The following is a 17,278-nucleotide window of genomic DNA, read 5'->3' as shown; positions in this document are numbered from 1 at the left end:
ATCGGAGTCTCGACATGTGCAAGCACTGGCCCCCGTGCCCCACCGCCGACCGCCCCGACCGTGACGCCGCACGCATCGTGTCCGCCCACCCCGAGCAGGGATGGAGCCTGTTGTGCAACGGCACGATCGTCTTCGACGACACCGGGGAGCTGTTGCCCGGCGGGGAAGTCGTGCCACCACACCGGCCCAGTGTCGGTCTTCGGCTGGTAGTCGCCGCCTGAGACGCTTGGCAGAACCGCACAGGGTACGAGATTATCCCCGGGAACCATGAGGCCGCGTGCCCAGCGGCTTGCAGTGAACCCAGGGGGAACCGACGTTGATGATGCTCTCTCCGTCAGGTGACCCCCGGTGAGGGATACGGACTACTACATACCGGCCGTCATCCTCGGCCTGGGCCTTCTCGCGAAGGTACCCGGACTGATCCGGCGCTGGCGTGACCCCTTGGTATGGGTGCTGTGCCTCCTGATGTTCCTCGGAAGCATGGTGTTCACGTTCGCCGCGCCGCCGACCATTCGCCGGGTGAACGCCCTGACGGGCGTGGTGAATCTGTCCGCCCCCATGGACTACGTCATCACCACGACGCTGGCCACGTCCTGCTTCATCCTCCTCATCTCCTGGCACGGCGGCGCACCCAGGATGAGGCGCCGGGCGGTCATGAGCGCCACGGTCGCCTGCGTGATCGTCTCCGTCCTCATCCTCATCCTGTTCTCCCTTGGTTCCACGCCCGTGGAACGGCTCAAGGACTTCGACACGTACTACGCCAATGCGCCGTTCATCCGGGAAATGATCGTGCTGTACGTGTCGTTCATGGGCAGTTCCTGTGTGCTCATGGCGGTGCTGTGCTGGCGCTGGTCGCTGCAGGTGAGCAGTTGGCTGAAGGGCGGCCTTGTCTGGCTGACGGTGGCCTACGGCATCACGTCGGGCTACGCCATCTGCAAGCTCGCCGCGGTCGGCGCACGCTGGGCGGGGGCGGACTGGGATGCGTTGAGCACCAATGTGTCGCCGCCACTCGCCGCCGTGGGCGGCGTTCTGGCCACCATGGGCTTCGTACTGCCGCTCGCCGGCCCTCGCGCCGCCGGGGCCTGGCACGACTGGCGCACCTACCGCAGCCTCGGTCCGCTCATGCGCGAACTGCACGCGGTGCACGGGCAGGTGCACGAAGTCCGCCTGCCACCGTGGTCCTCCCTGACGCTGCGCAAGACGGCGCGCGAAACCCTGGTCCGCGACGGCCTGTTGCGTCTGGGCCCCTACCTCGACGCCGAGGTGCACGCCGCAGCCGTGGCCCGGGCGAGGAAGGACGGGCACCGGGTCCAGGATGCCGACATCATCGGTGGTGCGGCCATGCTTGCCGCGGCGGTTCAGGCGGAGTTGCGCGCTCCCGACGGACCGGCCGGGTCCGACCCCGGACGGACTCCGTCGAGCCTCCTCACCCCGAACCCGCACGAACTGGTGGCGATCTCCCGGGCCATGCAGCGCTCCCGCATAGTCGAGCACTTCCGCCATCAGGAAAATGCCACAGAAGGGGCCCACCGATGACCACGCCCAGCCGCTCCGCGTCCGCTCGTCGACCCCGTCGCGTCGTCGTCATCGGCGGAGGGCTGACGGGCATGCTGACGGCGGCCGTACTCGCCGAACGCTGCGACGAGGTGGTGATCGCCGAACGCGACGTGCTGCCCACGACGCCCGCGCCACGGCGCGGCCTTCCCCAGGCCCCCCATGCGCACGTGCTGTGGTCGGGCGGCGCGCGCGCCATCGACAACATCCTTCCCGGCATCATCGATGAGTGGATCGCGGCCGGCGCACGAAGAATCCCCCTGCCCGGCGGGCTCGTCTCCATGACGCCACAGGGCTGGTTCAGACGCTGGCCGACCGAACTCCAGTTCCTCATCTCGTGCAGCCGCGACCTGCTCGACTGGTGCATCCGCAAGCGCGTCCTCGCCCACCCCGCGGTGCGGGTGCGCGAGCAGGTCACCGTGACGGCGCTGCTCGGCAGCGCAGCGCGGGTCACCGGCGTACGGCTGCACGACCGGAGCCCGCACGCGGGGAGCACCGAGGGAGCGGAGAGCACCGGCCGGGTCGAGGACTTGGCGGCCGACCTTGTCGTGGACGCCGGCGGCCGGGGCACCCGGGCCGTCTCCTGGCTGGCCGACCTGGGCGTCACGGGCATCCAGGAGGCCGAAGTGGACTCCGGGGTGGCCTATGCGACACGCATCTACGCGGCGCCGGCCGGCACCGAGAACTATCCGCTGGTGAATGTGCAGCCCCGGGCCAATACCGGGCGCCCGGGCCGGGGCACCATCATCGCCCCCATCGAGGGCGGCCGCTGGCTGGTGACGCTGTCGGGCACCCGCGGTGGGGAGCCCACCAAGGACCCCGCGGCCTTCGAGGCGTTCGCCCGCAGCGTCCGCCACCCCATCGTGGGTGAGCTGATCACGCACACCACTCCGCTCAGCGACGAGATCCTGGTGACGCGCAGCACCCTCAACCGGCGCCGCTTCTACGAGCGAAACGCCCTGCCGGACGGGTTCATCGCGCTCGGTGATGCCGTCGCCACGTACAACCCCGTCTACGGACACGGGATGTCGGTGGCCGCGCTCAGCGCCCTGGCCCTGCGCACCGAGCTGCGCCGGCACGGACTGCACAGCCCGGGCCTTGCCCGCCGGGTCCAGCGCGAGGTGGCGACACCCACCGACATGGCCTGGCAGATGGCCACCGGCCAGGACATCCTCTACCCCGGCGCCACCGGGACCCAGCCGAAGGCCCTGGACCGCGTCGCCCAGAAGTACATCGACCGCCTGACCCTGACCGCGACCGCCCGCCCGTACGCCACCCGGGCCCTGCTCGACGTGATGACGCTGTCGGCGCCCGCGACCACGCTCTTCCGCCCGACGGTCGTGCTCACCGCCCTGCGCGGCCCGCGCCGCAGCGCGCTGGCCCAGCCGCCGCTGACCGTGGCGGAGCGAAGCCTGGTGGCGTCACCGCCGGTCGAGGTGCCCTGACGACCTGACGGTCGCCGCGCCGGAACTCCCTAGGGCCTGTCCGGCGGGTCTTCGCGGGCCCACGACGCCTGGCACGCGCCCCCAGCCTCCGGCCGGGGGTGCCCCCGCTCGCCGCACTCCCGAATCACCCAAGTACGTCCAGTACGAGGGCGATCCGGGCGCACGCCGAGAGCACGCACCAGACGCCGCGGGCTCTTCCGCGAAGATCCGCCGGACACGCCCTAGCGTCGCGGACGGCGTGAGCCGAGTGAAGCCTCGATACGCCCGGCGAGCACATCGCGTCCCGCGCCCGCCACATCGGAGGTCCCCGTGCCCACGAGCCACGCCCGGCACTTGCTGGCGAGCAACAGCCCGAAACTCTCCGCGGCGTTCTCCTCGGCCAGCGCGAAGCGCGTGCGCGCGGCGACCTTGCCGACGGCGGCCTGCAGGTCGGCGTCCTCCGAGAGCAGCCGCCCGGCCACTCCTGCGCCCTCCGCGAGGTGGCTGCAGCTTCCGGCCTCCATGTGCCACAACTCGTGGCCGAGGATGACCAGTTGATGATCAGGGGCGGTACGCTCCTCGATCACGACGAGGTCCTGTTCGGCCATGTCCAGCCAGAGACCGCTGGCCGTGCCCGGCGGGAAGACCGCGGTGCGGAATCTGACCGGGCGGCCACGGCGGACGCTCATACCGTCGCAGAGCGCGCGGTACAGATCGGTCGGCTCCGCAGGCGCGGGCAGGTCGATCCCGCCGACCAACTCGCTGCACAGCCGGCGCATCCCCTTGTCTATGGCCACCGTTCGCCCCGCATCCGCGCCTTCCCGACGCCGTTCGTACACCCGCATGAGCACCGCATCAGGACTCCGGCCGCCTGACGCTCTCAAGCAACATGTCGAGCCATTCCGCCACCTTGTCCCGGTGCTCGTCCGTGGGCAGCTGGGCGGCGCGCCAGGCGATCCCGCGTACGCCGTGGTCCTGGAGTAGGCGCTGCAGCGGGTCGTCCGCCGTGTCCTCGGCTCCGCTTCGGCCCTGCAGGGCGACGGCGGGCTCGCGCTCCTGGGCGGCGAGACGCAGGAGCAGTTCCTGCTCGGTGCGCTGCAGGGCGCCGGCGAGCGCGTCGGAGTCCTCGGCCGTGAGGAAGCCGGCGTGCACCTGGAAGAAGCGCTGGATGGCGGCGCAGTGCTCCATGGTGGGGCGCCGGTCGCCGTGGATGAGGGCGCCCGCCTGCTGGCGGGACATGCCGGCGCCGTCCGCGATCTCCTGCTGGGTGTAGCGGCGGCCGTTCGGCTTCAGCCGGGTGCGGCGCAGCAGGTCGAAGCGCTGCAGGAAGCGGGCCTGCAGATCGGGCTCGCCGGCCGGCCGGCCTTCGAGCAGCGCCTTGACCACGTGGGGCAGGACGCCCGACTGCGCGGACAGCTGCTGCAGGCCGAACACCTCTTCACGGCTCAGGCCGAGCTGGCCGGCGAGTTCGGCGACACGGGCGACGGTTGCCGCAAGCGGTCCGGCACCCGCCAGGCCCGCGACCGAGAAGCCTTCTGGCACCGGGCTCTCCTCGTTGAGAAGCTGACTGACGTGGCTGACTCTGAGGTTCCGGACACTAGCCCCTTCAGCCATTCCCCAGCCAGGAGTTGCCACAGTTGTGGCGTGAACTGATCGGCCACGTTCAGCAAATGCCACGATTGTTGACATGATCTCTGCGCGGGCAGCAGGATCGCCTTGCAGCAGCCGGCCGGCCACGCTCCATGGGAGGGGCAGCATCCCGATGGTCTCGAAGGTCACAACGCCCTCCAGGACGAACCTCAGGGACGAGTGTCCATGGTGAGCGACGCGGCAACAGGCGGCCCCTGCGGCCCCGCGGCCGACCCGGCGGCCCAGGCGTATCTGCGCGACTACGCCACCATGCTGTACGCCCTGCCCTTCCCCTCCCTGGTCATCGACCACCGCTGGGACGTCCTGATCGCCAACTCGGCGTACGACAGCCTGTTCCAGGGGGTCAGGCCGCACCCGACGGCCATGCCGCGCCACAACTTCCTGCGCTTCGTGCTCTTCCACCCGGACGCTGCCTCGGTGCTCGCGGAGCACGAGACGAGCTGGTGTCTGCCGCTGCTCGCCCAGTTCTCCTCGGCGGTCGACACCCACGGCCAGGACCGCTGCCTTCAGGCCATTCGCCGGGACATCGCGGCGGATCCCCTCATGAACGCCGCGTACCAGCAAGGACTTCCGCACTGGATCGAGGCCGTGGGCGCACACGCCCTGGACCACGACGGCGCGGTGCGTCCCCTGCACCACCCCGATCACGAGCACGGCCGCACCACCTGCCGGATCATCACCGAGACCCCGTCCGCCCTGGCGGAACTCGGGCTCACGCGGCTGACGTTGGTGGTACGCGACACCGGGGCGCCCGCGCCCAGGCGGGGCACGCCGCACCTGCGGATCGTCTGAGCCCCGCACCGGGAGACGGCGGCGCTACTGCCGGCTGACGCTGCGCGTGACGCCCGCCACGATGGTCGTGGCGAGGATCCAGCCCATGATGACGAGTGCGTACGCCAACCACTGCAGCCCACTGTTGTCCGGGCTGAAGTGCCGCTCCTGACCGAAGTCCACGATCGGGAGCAGCAGGTCGAGCGTGTAGAAGACCGGGTTGAAGTGGGGCGCCTCGTCGGCCTTCAGCGGGAGCGGTTCGCGTATCGCATACGTGACCGCGCCGATCAGCAGCAGCGAGAGCAGCCAGGCCGCCGCCCTGGTCGGGCGGAATCCGTAGCCGACGGTGATGTCCTGCAGATGGCCCCAGGCCTTCCCGTACCAGGCCAGGGTGGCCCGGTGGCGGCGCTGCTTGGCGAGTTGGACGGTGCGTACGGCCGCGTCGTCGCCGATGCGGCGGTACGCGGCGGCGAGTTGTTCGTAGGCGTGCGGGACGTAGCCGTCCGTCTCGCGCTCCAGGAGCGGGAGGCGGCGTTCGGCGGGCTCGTGCGGGCCGAGCGCGGTGTAGGTGAGACCGTCGAGCTGGACCTGCGCGGGCCAGCTCTCCGGGGCGATGTGCAGCAGGTCGAGGCGGGACCGGCGCAGGTTCAGGGAACCCTCGACGCGCAGCGGCGCGCGCAGCCAGAGCTCGCCGATCGTGCAGCTGCTGGCTCGCAGGGCCGTGCCGCCCGGGTTGGAGAGACGGCCGTACGACAGGACCATGCGCCCGGGTATCTCGCCTCCCCTGAGGTTGATCCGGCCACGGACGGCCATCCCGTCGGCCAGCAGATCGGAGCCGACCGTGATCCCCTCCGCCTGCAAGGAGTCCTCGCCGGGGTTGCTGAGCCGGGCACCGGTGAGCACGACCGAACCGCCGACCGTCGCGCCGTCGATCCGGAATCTGCCGTACGTCACCAGCTCGGTGGCGTGCAGGGCATCGCCGATCACCGTCCGGTTCAACTGCAGCACGGGCTCGTCCGGTTCGGCGCCCTCCTGCCCCAGCTGCGCCCGGTTGAGGTAGAGCGAGCCGGAGATCTTCGCCTCGTGCATCCGCACCACACCGGATATCCGGCAGTCCATCAGGGACAGATCACCGTCGACCCGGAGCGTGCCCGCGTGCAGCCCCGGCATGACGCACTTGCTGAGATACAGCCTGCGCAGCTGCGCCCCGAACAGCAGGGGCGCGCTGTCGAGGTGGCAGCCGAGCAGACTCAGCGCACAAGTGACGGTCCCGTGCAGGAGGTTGAGCTGTCCGACCACGCGGGCGCCGCGCACCCGCAGCGAGGCGACCTGGCCGTCGGCGCTCGTGCCGTCGAGGAGCAGTGCCCGCAGCACCTCGGCGCGCACCGTCCGCTCGGGACCCCAGTCCGCGCCCTCGGTCGCGGACTCGTTCCCGGACGTGCGGAAGTCGATGGCGTCGCCCCGCGGGAACGCCTCCCACACCCGGCGCTCGGCCTCGGTCAGTTCGCTGATCTCCACCGGCGCGACTGTGGCGCCTGTACCGCCGAGGTGTCAACAAGACGTACCGGTGCGGGAGTTGCCAAAGGTGTCCGCTGAGCGCGCACTGTTGTCCGCGGAGCCCGTACACATCAGAATGCGCATGACAAAGCCGGGGCGCCAAGGTCCCCGGTTGCAGAGAGGACCCCCCACATGAAGAAACCTCTCGTCGGCGCGCTCACCGCACTGCTCCTGACCGGGGTGGGCGCAACGCCCGCGCTGGCAGGCGGCCTTGACGCGGAGCCGACCACCACCGCCGGAAAGGCCCAGGCGGCCCAGACGGCCCAGGCTGCAAAGACCGCCACGGCCAAGCAGGCGCAGAAGAAGAGGCCCAAGGCCGTCAACTTCGCCGGCACCGTCGCGCTCAGCAACTGTTCCGGTTCGGTCGTCCGCATGCCGGACTCCGAGCCGAACGACCCCGCCCTGGTGCTGTCCAACGGGCACTGCCTGGAGAGCGGCATGCCGGGCGCCGGCGACGTCATCGTCGACCAGCCCTCGAGCCGCTCCTTCGATCTGCTCGACGCATCGGCCAACGAGGTCGCCACGCTCAAGGCAAGCAAGATCGCGTACGCCACGATGACCGACACGGACGTCTCGCTGTACGAACTCACCTCCACCTACGCCCAGATCGAGAGCTCGTACGGCATCAAGGCGCTCGAACTGAACGCCGCACACCCCACCCAGGGCACCGCGATCACGGTGGTCTCCGGGTACTGGAAGAAGACGTACAGCTGCAGCGTCGACGGCTTCGTCTACCGCCTGAAGGAGGGCGACTGGACCTTCAAGGACTCGGTCCGCTACACCGACGCCTGCAAGACGATAGGCGGGACCTCGGGCTCCCCGGTCGTGGACGACGCGACCGGCAAGGTCGTCGCCGTCAACAACACGGGCAACGAGGACGGCCAGGAGTGCACCCTCAACAACCCCTGTGAGGTCGACGAGAACGGCAAGGTCACCGTTCGCCAGGGCATCAACTACGCGCAGCAGACGTACGGGATCGTGCCGTGCGTGGGCGTGGGCAACAAGATCGACCTGTCGGCGCCGGGGTGCGAACTCCCCAAGCCCGCGGGCCAGTAGTCGCCGAGCCCGCAGGGCAGCGGCCACTGAGTACGCCTTGCGGTAACCGCTGAGAACGGTGCGAAGCGGAGCGTCGAGGGCCATTAGCGTCCGGCCCCTCGACGCTCCGCGGCCGTGCGGGAGAGGGTGGGAGGCGAGAGCACGGCCACCCCTGCCGAGGAGCTACGTCATGACGGGCAACGGCAATCCCTATCTCACCGGCCTCTTCGCCCCCGTACGCGACGAGATCACCGCCCACAGCCTGCCGGTGATCGGCCGCATTCCGGCGAGCCTGAACGGCCGCTTCCTGCGCAACGGCCCCAATCCCCTGAGCGTCGAGGACCCGGCCGCCCACCACTGGTTCATGGGCGCCGGCATGGTGCACGGAGTGCGGCTGCGCGACGGGGCCGCCGAGTGGTACCGCAACCGCTGGGTGCGCAGCGACGCCGTCGCCGCCGAGCTGGGCGAGAAGCAGCTGCTCGGGCCCCGCCACCAGGACATGGACGCCGCGGCCAACACCCACATCCTGCGCTTCGGCGGCCGCTACCTCGCCACGGTGGAGAGCGGTCCGCTGCCGTACGAGCTGGACGAAGAGCTCAACACCCTTGGCCCGTACGACTTCCAGGGCACCCTGCCCGGCGGCTTCGCCGCGCACACGATCGTCGATCCGGCGAGCGGCGAGCTGCACGCGGTCGCGTACTGCCCGGCGTACCCCTACGTCGAATATCTCGTCGCGGGCACCGACGGCCGGATCAAGCGGCGCGTCGACATCCCGGTCGAGGGCTCGCCGATGATGCACGACTTCTCGCTCACCGAGAACTACGTCCTGCTGTACGACCTGCCGGTGGGCTTCAGCATGGACGCGGCGGAGGCCGGCGCGAGCTTCCCGTTCGGCTGGAACCCGGCCAAGCAGGCCCGGCTCGGGCTGCTGCCGCGGGAAGGGCGGGCCGAGGACGTGCGCTGGCTCGACATCGATCCGTGCTTCGTCTTCCATCCGATGAACGCGTACGAGGAGGACGGCGGCCCCGACGGGCGCCGCATCGTGATCCATCTCGTCGCCTACGACCGGCTGTTCGACACCGGCCGGCACGGTCCCGACGACTCCCGGCCGCGCCTGGAGCGCTGGACCGTCGACCTGCGGGCGGGCTCGGTGCGCCAAGAGGTCGTCGACGACCGGCCGATGGAGTTCCCGCGCGTCGACCCACGGCTGATGACAGGCAAGTTCCGTTACGGGTACGGCGTCCTGGAGCCCGGCGACGGCTACGGCGACTCCCGCGCCAAGCAGCACATCGCCGCCGGCACGTCCGGGCCCACCATCGACCGGGTGGGCATCGGCCTGGTCAAGTACGACCTGGAGCGCGGCAGCAGCGAGGTGCACCGCGTCCACCCCGACGGGGACGTCAGTGAGGGCGTCTTCGTACCGGGCCGCCCCGACCTCGACGAGGACGACGGCTACGTCCTCGCGTACGCCTTCGACCCGGAGCGCGCCGCGTCGGACCTGCTGATCCTGTCCGCGCAGGACCTGTCGGGCGAGCCCGTGGCACGGGTGCAGCTGCCGGTGCGGGTGCCGATCGGGTTCCACGGGAACTGGATGGCGGACGAGGAGTGAGCGGTCAGCCGGTTGCGGCTTGATCCTCAGGGAGTCTTGCACTTCGGGACGGGGAGCATGGGGAAGGGGAGCACGGGGCGTACGTCGCCCAACCCGGCCCTTTCCGCGAGGAATTGGTGGAAGTGCGGGCAGGTCGCGAGGTCGTCGTGGCCGCAGCCGAGCGCGCACTCCACGAGGTCCAACTGGGCCTCGGCCGCCGCGATGGTCCGGCGCAGCGCATCCCTGCGCGCGGCAAGGGCCTCGTGGCGGCGGCCCGGCCCTTCGGCGGTCAGCAGGGCGCGGATGTCGTCGAGGCCGAACCCGGCCTCCTTGGCGCGCAGGATCGCGGCGACGCGCAGCAGGTCGTCCCGCTGGTAGGTGCGGCGCCCGGCCGCGTCCCGGAACGGCGCCAGGAGGCCCATGGTCTCCCAGTGCCGCAGTACGTGGGTGGCCAGGCCGAAGTGGTCGGCGAGGGTTCCGATCGTCATCGGGGACGCGGGCGGCGCCGGCGAGCTTGACTTCATGTCGGCATTAAGGCTCAGTCTTGAGGTCATGTCCAAGGAATCGCAGGACCGGGAATCGTCCAACTCCGCAGACTCCACTGAACCCGCGGGCCCCTCAGGCCCCTCAGGCCCCTCAGGCTCCTCAGGTGCCGACGCCTCGGGCCTCATCGCCCTCCTCGACACGTTCGACCAGCTCCCGGCCGCCCGCCGACTGAGGCTGCTCTCCTACGAGTTGCTGACCCCCGACCCCGCCTCGGTCGCCCCCGACGCCCCCGACGCCCACGTCGTCGACGTCGGCTGCGGAGCCGGTCGCGCCGTCGCCGAGCTGACCGAGCGCGGCACCCGCGTGACCGGGGTCGACCTCGATCTCCAGATGATCGAGGTGGCCCGGCAACGGTGGCCGAAGGCCCGCTTCGAGACCGCGGGGGCGTACGAACTCCCCTTTGCCGACGCCTCGTTGACCGGATACCGCGCCGACAAGCTCTACCACGATCTCGACCACCCCGACCGCGCACTCGCCGAGGCCCGCCGAGTGCTCGCGCCGGGCGGGCGGGTGGTGCTGATCGGGCAGGACTGGGACACCTTCGTCGTGGACGCCGACGATCCGGCGCTCACCCGCACCATGGTGCACGCCCGCGCCGACCGGGTGACGCACCCCAGGGCCGCCCGCCGCTACCGGGGGTGGCTGCTCGACGCGGGCTTCACGGACGTCCAGGTCGACGTGCACACAGGGGTGTTCACGGACGAGCTGGTGCTGCCCATGATGCAGGGCTTCGCCCGGATGGCCCGCGACACCGGGGCGATCAGCGACGACGAGGCCGACGGCTGGCTGGCCGACCAGCGGCAACGGGCCGCGGACGACCGCCTGTTCATGGCCATCCCCCTCTTCGTCGCCTCGGCCACCCGGGCCTGACGAGGGACGCGCTCGGCCCCTGAGCAGAAGCCCGCTCAGCCCTGGGCCGCTCGGCTCTGGCCCGCTCAGCCCTGGGCCGAGGCCGCCACGGCCGCCGCGATGGCGCGGGCGATGTGCCCCTCGGACACCGCCTTGTCGACGCCGACGCCCGTCAGCACGCCCGAGCCGTTCTCCTCCTCAAGGAGCGCGAGCAGGATGTGCTCGGTGCCGATGTAGTTGTGGCCGAGGCGCAGCGCCTGCCGGAAGGTGAGCTCCAGGACCTTGCGCGCCTCCGCGTCGTACGGCGTGAGCTCGGGCACCTCGTCCACCGCCGCCGGCAGCTGCTCGGTCGCGGCCTGACGAACCGTGTCGAGCAGCACTCCTTGCTCGACGATCACGCGCGCGGCGATCGCCTGCGGCTCGGCGAGCAGGCCGAGCACCAGGTGGACGGGGGTGACCTCGGCGTTGCGCGCGGCGACGGCCTCGTTGGTGGCGGCCACGATGACGTTCTTCGCGCGCGGCGTGAACTGGTTGAAGCCCTGACTGGGGTCGAGCGGGGCGACGTCCCCCGAACTCTTCGGCACGAACCGCTTCTGGGCGGCCTGCCGGGTGACCCCCATGCTCTTGCCGATGTCCGTCCAGGAGGCACCGGAACGCCGCGCCTGGTCCACGAAGTGACCGATCAGGTGGTCGGCCACGTCGCCCAGGTGATCGGCGGCGACGACGGCATCGGTGAGCTGGTCGAGGGCGTCGGTGTGCACCTTCTTGATGGCCTCGATCAGGTCGTCGAGGCGTACGGGATGCGTCAGGCGCGCAGGTTCGGTCATGTGTCAACCTTAGGTTGACAGTGCCAGGGGTGTCAACCTTGGGTTGACAGTCCCCGCGCCGGGATCCTCCGGGACCACTCCCGCCACACACCGACAGATCCGCCGGCCCAGGAAAATCCGTGGTCGCCGCCCACCCGCGGCGCGCATCCTGTCCCCCATGACCGCAACGACCGTCCCGACCTCAACAACCGTCCCCACCCACCAGATCCGCGCCCTGCACACCGCCGACACGATCACCGTCTACCAGGCCTACGCCCCCGAACTCGGCCTCCCCGCAGCCCGCGAGGGGCGCTTCCCCGAGGCCTGGAAGCGCGATCGCATGACCTGGATCAAGCCCAGTTACCTCTGGATGATGTACCGCTGCGGCTGGGCCACCAAGGAGGGCCAACAGACCGTCCTTGCCGTGGAGATCGCGCGCGAAGGCTTCGACTGGGCGCTGCGGAACTCCTGCCTGTCGCACTACGTACGCGGACTCCACCCCGACCAGGCTTCCTGGAAGCGGGAGTTGAGGCGTTCGCCCGCCCGGGTGCAGTGGGACCCCGAGCGGGATCTCCACCTCAACCCGCTCGGCCACCGCTCGCTGCAGCTCGGGCTGTCCGGTGAGGCCGCGCGGCGGTACGCCGACGAGTGGGTCGTCTCCCTCACCGATGTCACGGAGCGGGCGCGTGCCGTGCACGAGCTGGTGCGCCAGGGCCAACTCGACCAAGCCGCAGCCTTGTTGCCCGACGAGCGCCCTTATCCGGTGGCCGACGAACTGCTGGCTCACCTGCGCGCCTGAGTCGCCGTCCCTGCCGTCTGTGAGCGGAAGCCGTGACCGAGCTCCGGGCCGCCCAGACCGAAGTAGTGGCGGAAGTTGTAGATCAGCGGGCTCCAGGCCGACGGGTCGACGTGCTGGGTGCCGGGTACCACCACGGAGGCCGCGGCGTGGACGCGTACGACCGCGCACTCCACGATCCAGAAGTCGTCCGCGGGACCGGCGGGCGACATGTGACGCACGGTGGCCTCCAGTTGGAGTGGGCACTCGGCGACGCGCGGGGGCGTGACCAGCTCCGAGGGTGCGGGGGTCAGGCCCGCGGCCCCGAACTTGTCCTGCTCGGTGCGGTATACGTCCGCCTTGGCGTCCGGCACCGGATCCGCGCCGGTGAGCGGGGCGAGGCGTTCCACGGCGGCCCAGAGGGCGGGCGAGGGCAGATTGACGACCAGCTCGGGGCGGTCGGCGAGATTGGCGGCGGTGTGGCCCGAGCGACCGAGGCCGAGGACCAGGGTCTGACCGAGGGCCCAGGCCGAGGAGTTAGGGGCCAGGTTGGCGGTGCCGTCGGGGTTCGTCGTGGTCAGGAGGGCGACCGGAGTGCCGAAGTAGAGGATGCTCGGGGATATCGGGATGTGGGTGTGCGCGGCAGAGGACATCTGCATCTGCGTACGGGCCGATCCGGCGGCCGTGGATGTCGTGGTGGAAGCAGTCGTGCGCGTCATGCGCCGAAACGCTAGGACCGCGACAGTTCGGCGGTCCCCGAAGTGTCCGGCCGACACAATGGGCCCATGACCCAGCCCCCTGCCCCGATACCCGGCCCCGACCTGGCCGCCCTCGCCGGTCTCCTCGCCGACCGCACCCGGGCCGCGATGTGCCTGGCCCTGCTCGACGGGCGGGCCTGGACCGCGACGGAGCTGGCGCGGCTTGCCGGGGTCGCGCCCTCGACGGCGACGGGGCATCTGCATCAGCTGGTCGCCGGCGGGCTGCTCGAGGAGGAGCGGCAGGGGCGGCACCGCTATGTGCGGCTCTCCGGGCCCGCCACCGCCGAGATGATCGAGTCGCTGGCCTCGCACGCGCCGATGAAGCCGACGCCGGTACGTTCCCTCAGCGATGCCAACCGGCGTCGCGCGCTGGCCCACGCCCGGTCCTGCTACGACCACCTGGCCGGCACGGTGGCCGTCGCGATCACCGACGCGATGACCGAACGGGCCCTGCTGACCTGGGACTACGGGCCCTCGCTGAGTGAGGACGGCAAGGCCTGGCTGCGGGCCATGGGCATCGACGACCACCGTCCGCGCGGGTCCTGCCGGGCGCACATCAGGACCTGCCTCGACTGGACCGAGCGCCGCCCGCATCTGGCGGGCGCGGTGGGTGCGGCCTTCTTCCAGCGCGCCCTGGACGCGGGCTGGGCCACACGCAAAGGCACGACCCGCGTCGTCGTACTGACCGATGCGGGCCGTGCCGTGCTGAGCGAGGAGCTGGGCCTGGCGGACGCGGTGCTCGCCGCGCCCGCCGATCCGGCCTGAACCCGCCGATCCGGCCTTGACGCCGCCGGACTCAGACCGTGAGGACGATCTTGCCGCGGGTGCGGCCCTCCGCGCTGAGGCGCCACGCGTCGGCCGCCTCGGCCAGCGGGAAGGTGCGGTCCACGTTCACCGTGAGCTTGCCGGCCTCGGCGAGCTCGGCCAGGAACCTCAGGTCGTTGGCGTCCGGGCGGACCCACACCGAGTGGCCGCCCTTCTCCGCCACGGAGCCGTCGGCGATCGAGGCGACCCGGTCGCGCTGCTTGAGCACGGCCAGCGAGACGTCGACCGCGGCGCCGTCCCCGACGAAGTCGAGCGCCGCGTCCACGCCCTCGGGGGCGAGCGCGCGCACCCGGTCCTCCAGGCCGTCGCCGTACGTCACCGGCTCGGCGCCGAGGCCGCGCAGGAACTCGTGGTTGCGCTCGCTCGCGGTGCCGATGACGCGGACGCCCTGGGCGACGAGGATCTGCACGGCGAAGGAGCCCACGCCGCCCGCCGCGGCGTGCACGAGGACGGTCTCGCCCTCCTTGACGCCGACCCGCTTGATCGACTGGTACGCGGTGAGACCGGCCAGCGGCACACCCGCGGCCTGCTCCCAGGTCAGCGCGGCGGGCTTGCGGGCGAGGGTGCGCACGGGGCCCGAGACGAGCTCCGCGTACGCGCCGTTCTGCGCCCAGTCCTTGCGTACGTAACCGAACACCTCGTCCCCGACCTGGTACTCCGTGGCGTCCGGACCGACGGCCTCGACGACACCGGCGACGTCCCAGCCGGAGATCAGCGGGAACTTGACCTCCATGATGCCGTCCAGATATCCGGCGGCCAGCTTCCAGTCGACCGGGTTGACCCCGGCCGCCTTGACGCGGATCAGGAACTCGCCCGGCGCGACCTTGGGGTCGGGCAGATCGACGAGGCGGAGGTCGTCGGCGGAACCGTACTTTTCAAGTGCAATGGCCTTCATGGTCAGCCCAACTCCGTCCCGGCCCGGATCATTCCCGGGTGATGTGAAATTCGAATGCGGTCGGCCTTGTCCACGTCCCATGATCCGTCGGTTGGCGCCAACCAGCACGCTCAGACTTCCGGAGGTCACCCATGATCAAGCGCAATGTCGTCCCCGGCCTGTTCGCACCGCCCCGATACGCGCACGCGTCGGTCGTCGAGGCGGGGACGCGCCTGGCGTTCCTTGCGGGGTCGGTACCGCTGGACGCCGAGGGCAATCTGGTGGGCGCGGGTGACTACGCGCGCCAGGCCGAGCAGGTCGTCGCCAACCTGGAGGAGCAGCTGCGGGCGATCGGCAGCGACCTGTCCCAGGTGGCGTACACCGATGTGTACGTCGTCTCGGACGAGCCCGGCCCGCTCTCCGAGGTGTGGAGGGTGGTGGAGGCGTCGGGCCTCAGCATCGGGCCGCACTCCTCGACGCTGCTCGGGGTGTCCTGCCTCGGATACACCGGCCAGCTGGTGGAGATCACGGCCACGGCGGTGGTGCCGGACCAGGAGTGATCGCCGATCGTCACCCCTGGCCCGGATCCGTCAACTCAACGGCGATCAGCCGAGGTTGGCCGTGATGCGCTGCAGCGGGACCAGCTTGAAGTTCTGGTTGCCGGACGTGCCCGGCGTCGAGTTGGAGCCGTCCTGGCAGACGAAGACGCCGCTGGGGAAGGCGGAGCCGAGCGGGGACGCGGTCGCGTCGATGCCGTCCGTGTCCTCGCAGTCGTCGGCCGCGCCGCCGTTCGCGACGGAGAACCGGCCCAGGTAGCTGCCGCTCGCGCGGTCGTACGCGGTGAAGTCGTTGCTGCCCTGCGAGGAGACGTACAGCCGGTTGCCCGCGGCCGTGATGCCCTCCGTGTCGGCGGTGATGTGGCCGCCGGAGCCTGCCGAGTCGAGCTTGGTGCGGGCGGTCCCCGCGCCGGGCTCGGCTCCGTACACCCAGACACCGACGTCTTCCTCACCGAGGTACAGCTTGCCGTTGGTCTCGTCGGCGTAGCAGCCCTCGACCGCGCTGCCGGCGTCGAAGAGGCGGACCGAAGTGGCGCTCACGGTGGAGCCGTTGACCCCGATCTCCCACTGCTCGACGCGGCCGGAGGTGGAGTTGGGGTAGGCGTACAGCTTGCCGCTGGTCGGCGACTTGTACATGCACAGTCCGTGCGCGGTGACCTCGGTGGGGACGTCCTTGAGGTGGGTGAGCTTCCGGGTGGCGGCGTCGATGCGGTAGATGTGCATGGCGCCGTTGCCGCCCGCGGCCTCGTCGTCGGCGGAGACGACTATGTCGCCGCGCAGGTCGACGTTGTTCCCGTAGTCCCCACTGATGCGCTGGATGCGGGCCCCGGTGAGGTCGTACACCTCCAGCGCGCCCTTCTTGTCCGTGCCCACCACGACAGAGCGCGACGGGTCCGTGGGGTGCACCCAGATCGCCGGGTCGTCGGCGGCGTCACCGCTGTGCGAGACCGGGGCGGTCTCCACGGTCGCCGTGACGGAGAAGGCCGCCGCGGCCTGCGCGGGCGCGGCCGCCTGGGCCAGCAGGCAGTAGGCCGCGAGCGCACAAGCGGCGGTCAGGCGCGGGGAGTTGCCGGGGATTCTCAAGGAAGTGCCTTTCGCCGTCGGAGGGTTCCGGACGGAAGGTACGGAGCCTCGCGGGCGGCCGGGTGAACGGTGGCTGAATCCCCGGCGGAGCCCTGGAACCCGGCTCACTCCCCATGCGCCTGGGGAGTTGGTCAGCGCCCGCCGGCCGCCTGGTACGCGGAGTAGGCGTACAGCGAGATGGCCACGGCGGCCGCCGCGGCGATCACCCAGGTGGCGCGGTACCTGCCGCGGCCCTGGCGGCGCGGGCGTTCACGGCGCGGCGTACGGCGGCGCTTCGCGGAGCGGGTGCCGGAATCCGTCCTGGGCTGGTGGCGGGACGGCACCTCGCTGACCTCGGCGGTGTCGGCGAGCAGTCGGCGGCAGGTCGCCGCGAGCCCGTCGATGCCGGTGGACAGCGGCATGACCGCCTCGACCCGGGCAGGCGCCGTGGTGCCGCCGTCGAGGAGCCGGCCGGCCCGGATCAGGACATTGCCACGGGTGCCGGTGGCGGCAAGGCTGATCCAGCGCTCGATGTGATCGGCTCTGATCACCACGCCACCGGTACGGTCGCGATAGACGGTGTGCTGTGTCCACAGCACCTTCGCAAGCCGACGTGCGGTATCGGTCAGGTGCGCGCTCATGATCCC

The 17,278-nt window shown here is 71.1% G+C and carries 19 protein-coding genes; 10 read left to right on the top strand and 9 right to left on the bottom strand.

All coding sequences use genetic code 11. The annotated features are described in order from the left end of the window. Window positions 1-14 precede the first annotated feature (14 nt). From OG430_RS36315 to OG430_RS36305, 3 genes are all read left to right on the top strand, one after another. Window positions 15-221 (top strand): DUF5999 family protein, encoded by a 207-nt coding sequence (locus OG430_RS36315; protein WP_327356894.1) that lies wholly within the window; start codon window positions 15-17, stop codon window positions 219-221. Between the two features lie 127 nt (window positions 222-348). After that, complete coding sequence (locus OG430_RS36310; RefSeq protein ID WP_327356893.1) at window positions 349-1,536, top strand: MAB_1171c family putative transporter; 1,188 nt, start codon at window positions 349-351, stop codon at window positions 1,534-1,536. Next, window positions 1,533-2,999: an NAD(P)/FAD-dependent oxidoreductase gene (locus OG430_RS36305; RefSeq protein WP_327356892.1), complete on the top strand. Its 1,467-nt coding sequence runs from the start codon at window positions 1,533-1,535 to the stop codon at window positions 2,997-2,999. The genes OG430_RS36310 and OG430_RS36305 overlap by 4 nt, the downstream gene beginning before the upstream one ends. Before the next feature lie 221 nt (window positions 3,000-3,220). Here OG430_RS36305 and OG430_RS36300 read toward each other — a convergent pair whose 3' ends face one another. After that, window positions 3,221-3,757 (bottom strand): toxin-antitoxin system, toxin component, encoded by a 537-nt coding sequence (locus tag OG430_RS36300; protein WP_327359379.1) that lies wholly within the window; start codon window positions 3,755-3,757, stop codon window positions 3,221-3,223. Between the two features lie 76 nt (window positions 3,758-3,833). Further along, window positions 3,834-4,520 (bottom strand): helix-turn-helix transcriptional regulator, encoded by a 687-nt coding sequence (locus OG430_RS36295; RefSeq protein ID WP_327356891.1) that lies wholly within the window; start codon window positions 4,518-4,520, stop codon window positions 3,834-3,836. A gap of 273 nt (window positions 4,521-4,793) precedes the next feature. Here OG430_RS36295 and OG430_RS36290 point away from each other — a divergent pair, with 273 nt between their 5' ends. Beyond that, window positions 4,794-5,420, top strand: a complete 627-nt coding sequence (locus tag OG430_RS36290) for an MmyB family transcriptional regulator (RefSeq protein ID WP_327356890.1) — start codon at window positions 4,794-4,796, stop codon at window positions 5,418-5,420. Between the two features lie 24 nt (window positions 5,421-5,444). On the opposite strand, the gene OG430_RS36285 is transcribed toward OG430_RS36290, so the two are convergent. Beyond that, entirely contained in the window at window positions 5,445-6,917 is a 1,473-nt protein-coding gene (locus OG430_RS36285; protein WP_327356889.1) for a membrane-associated oxidoreductase, read from the bottom strand. Between the two features lie 171 nt (window positions 6,918-7,088). On the opposite strand from OG430_RS36285, the gene OG430_RS36280 reads away from it, so the two are divergent. Both OG430_RS36280 and OG430_RS36275 read left to right on the top strand, forming a co-directional pair. Further along, the gene (locus OG430_RS36280) at window positions 7,089-8,012 is read left to right on the top strand and encodes a S1 family peptidase (protein ID WP_327356888.1); all 924 of its coding nucleotides are present in this window, start codon (window positions 7,089-7,091) and stop codon (window positions 8,010-8,012) included. 169 nt (window positions 8,013-8,181) lie between these two features. Further along, window positions 8,182-9,600 carry a carotenoid oxygenase family protein gene (locus tag OG430_RS36275; protein ID WP_327356887.1) on the top strand — a complete coding sequence of 473 codons (1,419 nt, stop codon included), beginning with the start codon at window positions 8,182-8,184 and terminating at the stop codon, window positions 9,598-9,600. Window positions 9,601-9,626: 26 nt separating this feature from the next. Here the strand turns inward: OG430_RS36275 and OG430_RS36270 are convergent, their stop codons facing one another. Further along, window positions 9,627-10,103: a MerR family transcriptional regulator gene (locus OG430_RS36270; protein ID WP_327356886.1), complete on the bottom strand. Its 477-nt coding sequence runs from the start codon at window positions 10,101-10,103 to the stop codon at window positions 9,627-9,629. A gap of 28 nt (window positions 10,104-10,131) precedes the next feature. On the opposite strand from OG430_RS36270, the gene OG430_RS36265 reads away from it, so the two are divergent. Then, window positions 10,132-10,995: a methyltransferase domain-containing protein gene (locus tag OG430_RS36265; RefSeq protein ID WP_327356885.1), complete on the top strand. Its 864-nt coding sequence runs from the start codon at window positions 10,132-10,134 to the stop codon at window positions 10,993-10,995. Window positions 10,996-11,060: 65 nt separating this feature from the next. On the opposite strand, the gene OG430_RS36260 is transcribed toward OG430_RS36265, so the two are convergent. Next, complete coding sequence (locus OG430_RS36260) at window positions 11,061-11,801, bottom strand: Clp protease N-terminal domain-containing protein (protein WP_327356884.1); 741 nt, start codon at window positions 11,799-11,801, stop codon at window positions 11,061-11,063. A gap of 157 nt (window positions 11,802-11,958) precedes the next feature. Here OG430_RS36260 and OG430_RS36255 point away from each other — a divergent pair, with 157 nt between their 5' ends. Further along, window positions 11,959-12,579 (top strand): DUF4291 domain-containing protein, encoded by a 621-nt coding sequence (locus OG430_RS36255; RefSeq protein WP_327356883.1) that lies wholly within the window; start codon window positions 11,959-11,961, stop codon window positions 12,577-12,579. Here the strand turns inward: OG430_RS36255 and OG430_RS36250 are convergent. Then, the gene (locus OG430_RS36250; RefSeq protein ID WP_442816754.1) at window positions 12,564-13,208 is read right to left on the bottom strand and encodes a flavin reductase family protein; all 645 of its coding nucleotides are present in this window, start codon (window positions 13,206-13,208) and stop codon (window positions 12,564-12,566) included. The genes OG430_RS36255 and OG430_RS36250 overlap by 16 nt on opposite strands. 132 nt (window positions 13,209-13,340) lie before the next feature. Between OG430_RS36250 and OG430_RS36245 the strand changes: the two genes are divergently transcribed. Further along, window positions 13,341-14,078 (top strand): ArsR/SmtB family transcription factor, encoded by a 738-nt coding sequence (locus tag OG430_RS36245; protein WP_327356882.1) that lies wholly within the window; start codon window positions 13,341-13,343, stop codon window positions 14,076-14,078. Window positions 14,079-14,109: 31 nt separating this feature from the next. On the opposite strand, the gene OG430_RS36240 is transcribed toward OG430_RS36245, so the two are convergent. After that, the gene (locus tag OG430_RS36240) at window positions 14,110-15,033 is read right to left on the bottom strand and encodes an NADP-dependent oxidoreductase (RefSeq protein WP_327356881.1); all 924 of its coding nucleotides are present in this window, start codon (window positions 15,031-15,033) and stop codon (window positions 14,110-14,112) included. 131 nt (window positions 15,034-15,164) lie between these two features. On the opposite strand from OG430_RS36240, the gene OG430_RS36235 reads away from it, so the two are divergent. Then, entirely contained in the window at window positions 15,165-15,572 is a 408-nt protein-coding gene (locus OG430_RS36235; protein ID WP_327356880.1) for a RidA family protein, read from the top strand. Window positions 15,573-15,617: 45 nt separating this feature from the next. On the opposite strand, the gene OG430_RS36230 is transcribed toward OG430_RS36235, so the two are convergent. Further along, complete coding sequence (locus OG430_RS36230) at window positions 15,618-16,652, bottom strand: phytase (protein WP_327356879.1); 1,035 nt, start codon at window positions 16,650-16,652, stop codon at window positions 15,618-15,620. A 131-nt stretch (window positions 16,653-16,783) separates the two neighbouring features. Further along, window positions 16,784-17,272 carry a hypothetical protein gene (locus OG430_RS36225; protein WP_327356878.1) on the bottom strand — a complete coding sequence of 163 codons (489 nt, stop codon included), beginning with the start codon at window positions 17,270-17,272 and terminating at the stop codon, window positions 16,784-16,786. Window positions 17,273-17,278: the final 6 nt, after the last annotated feature.

Origin of the sequence: Streptomyces sp. NBC_01304, from assembly GCF_035975855.1 — a bacterium.
In the GTDB taxonomy this organism is placed as follows: domain Bacteria; phylum Actinomycetota; class Actinomycetes; order Streptomycetales; family Streptomycetaceae; genus Streptomyces.
This window is presented reverse-complemented; position numbering and strand designations above follow the sequence as displayed.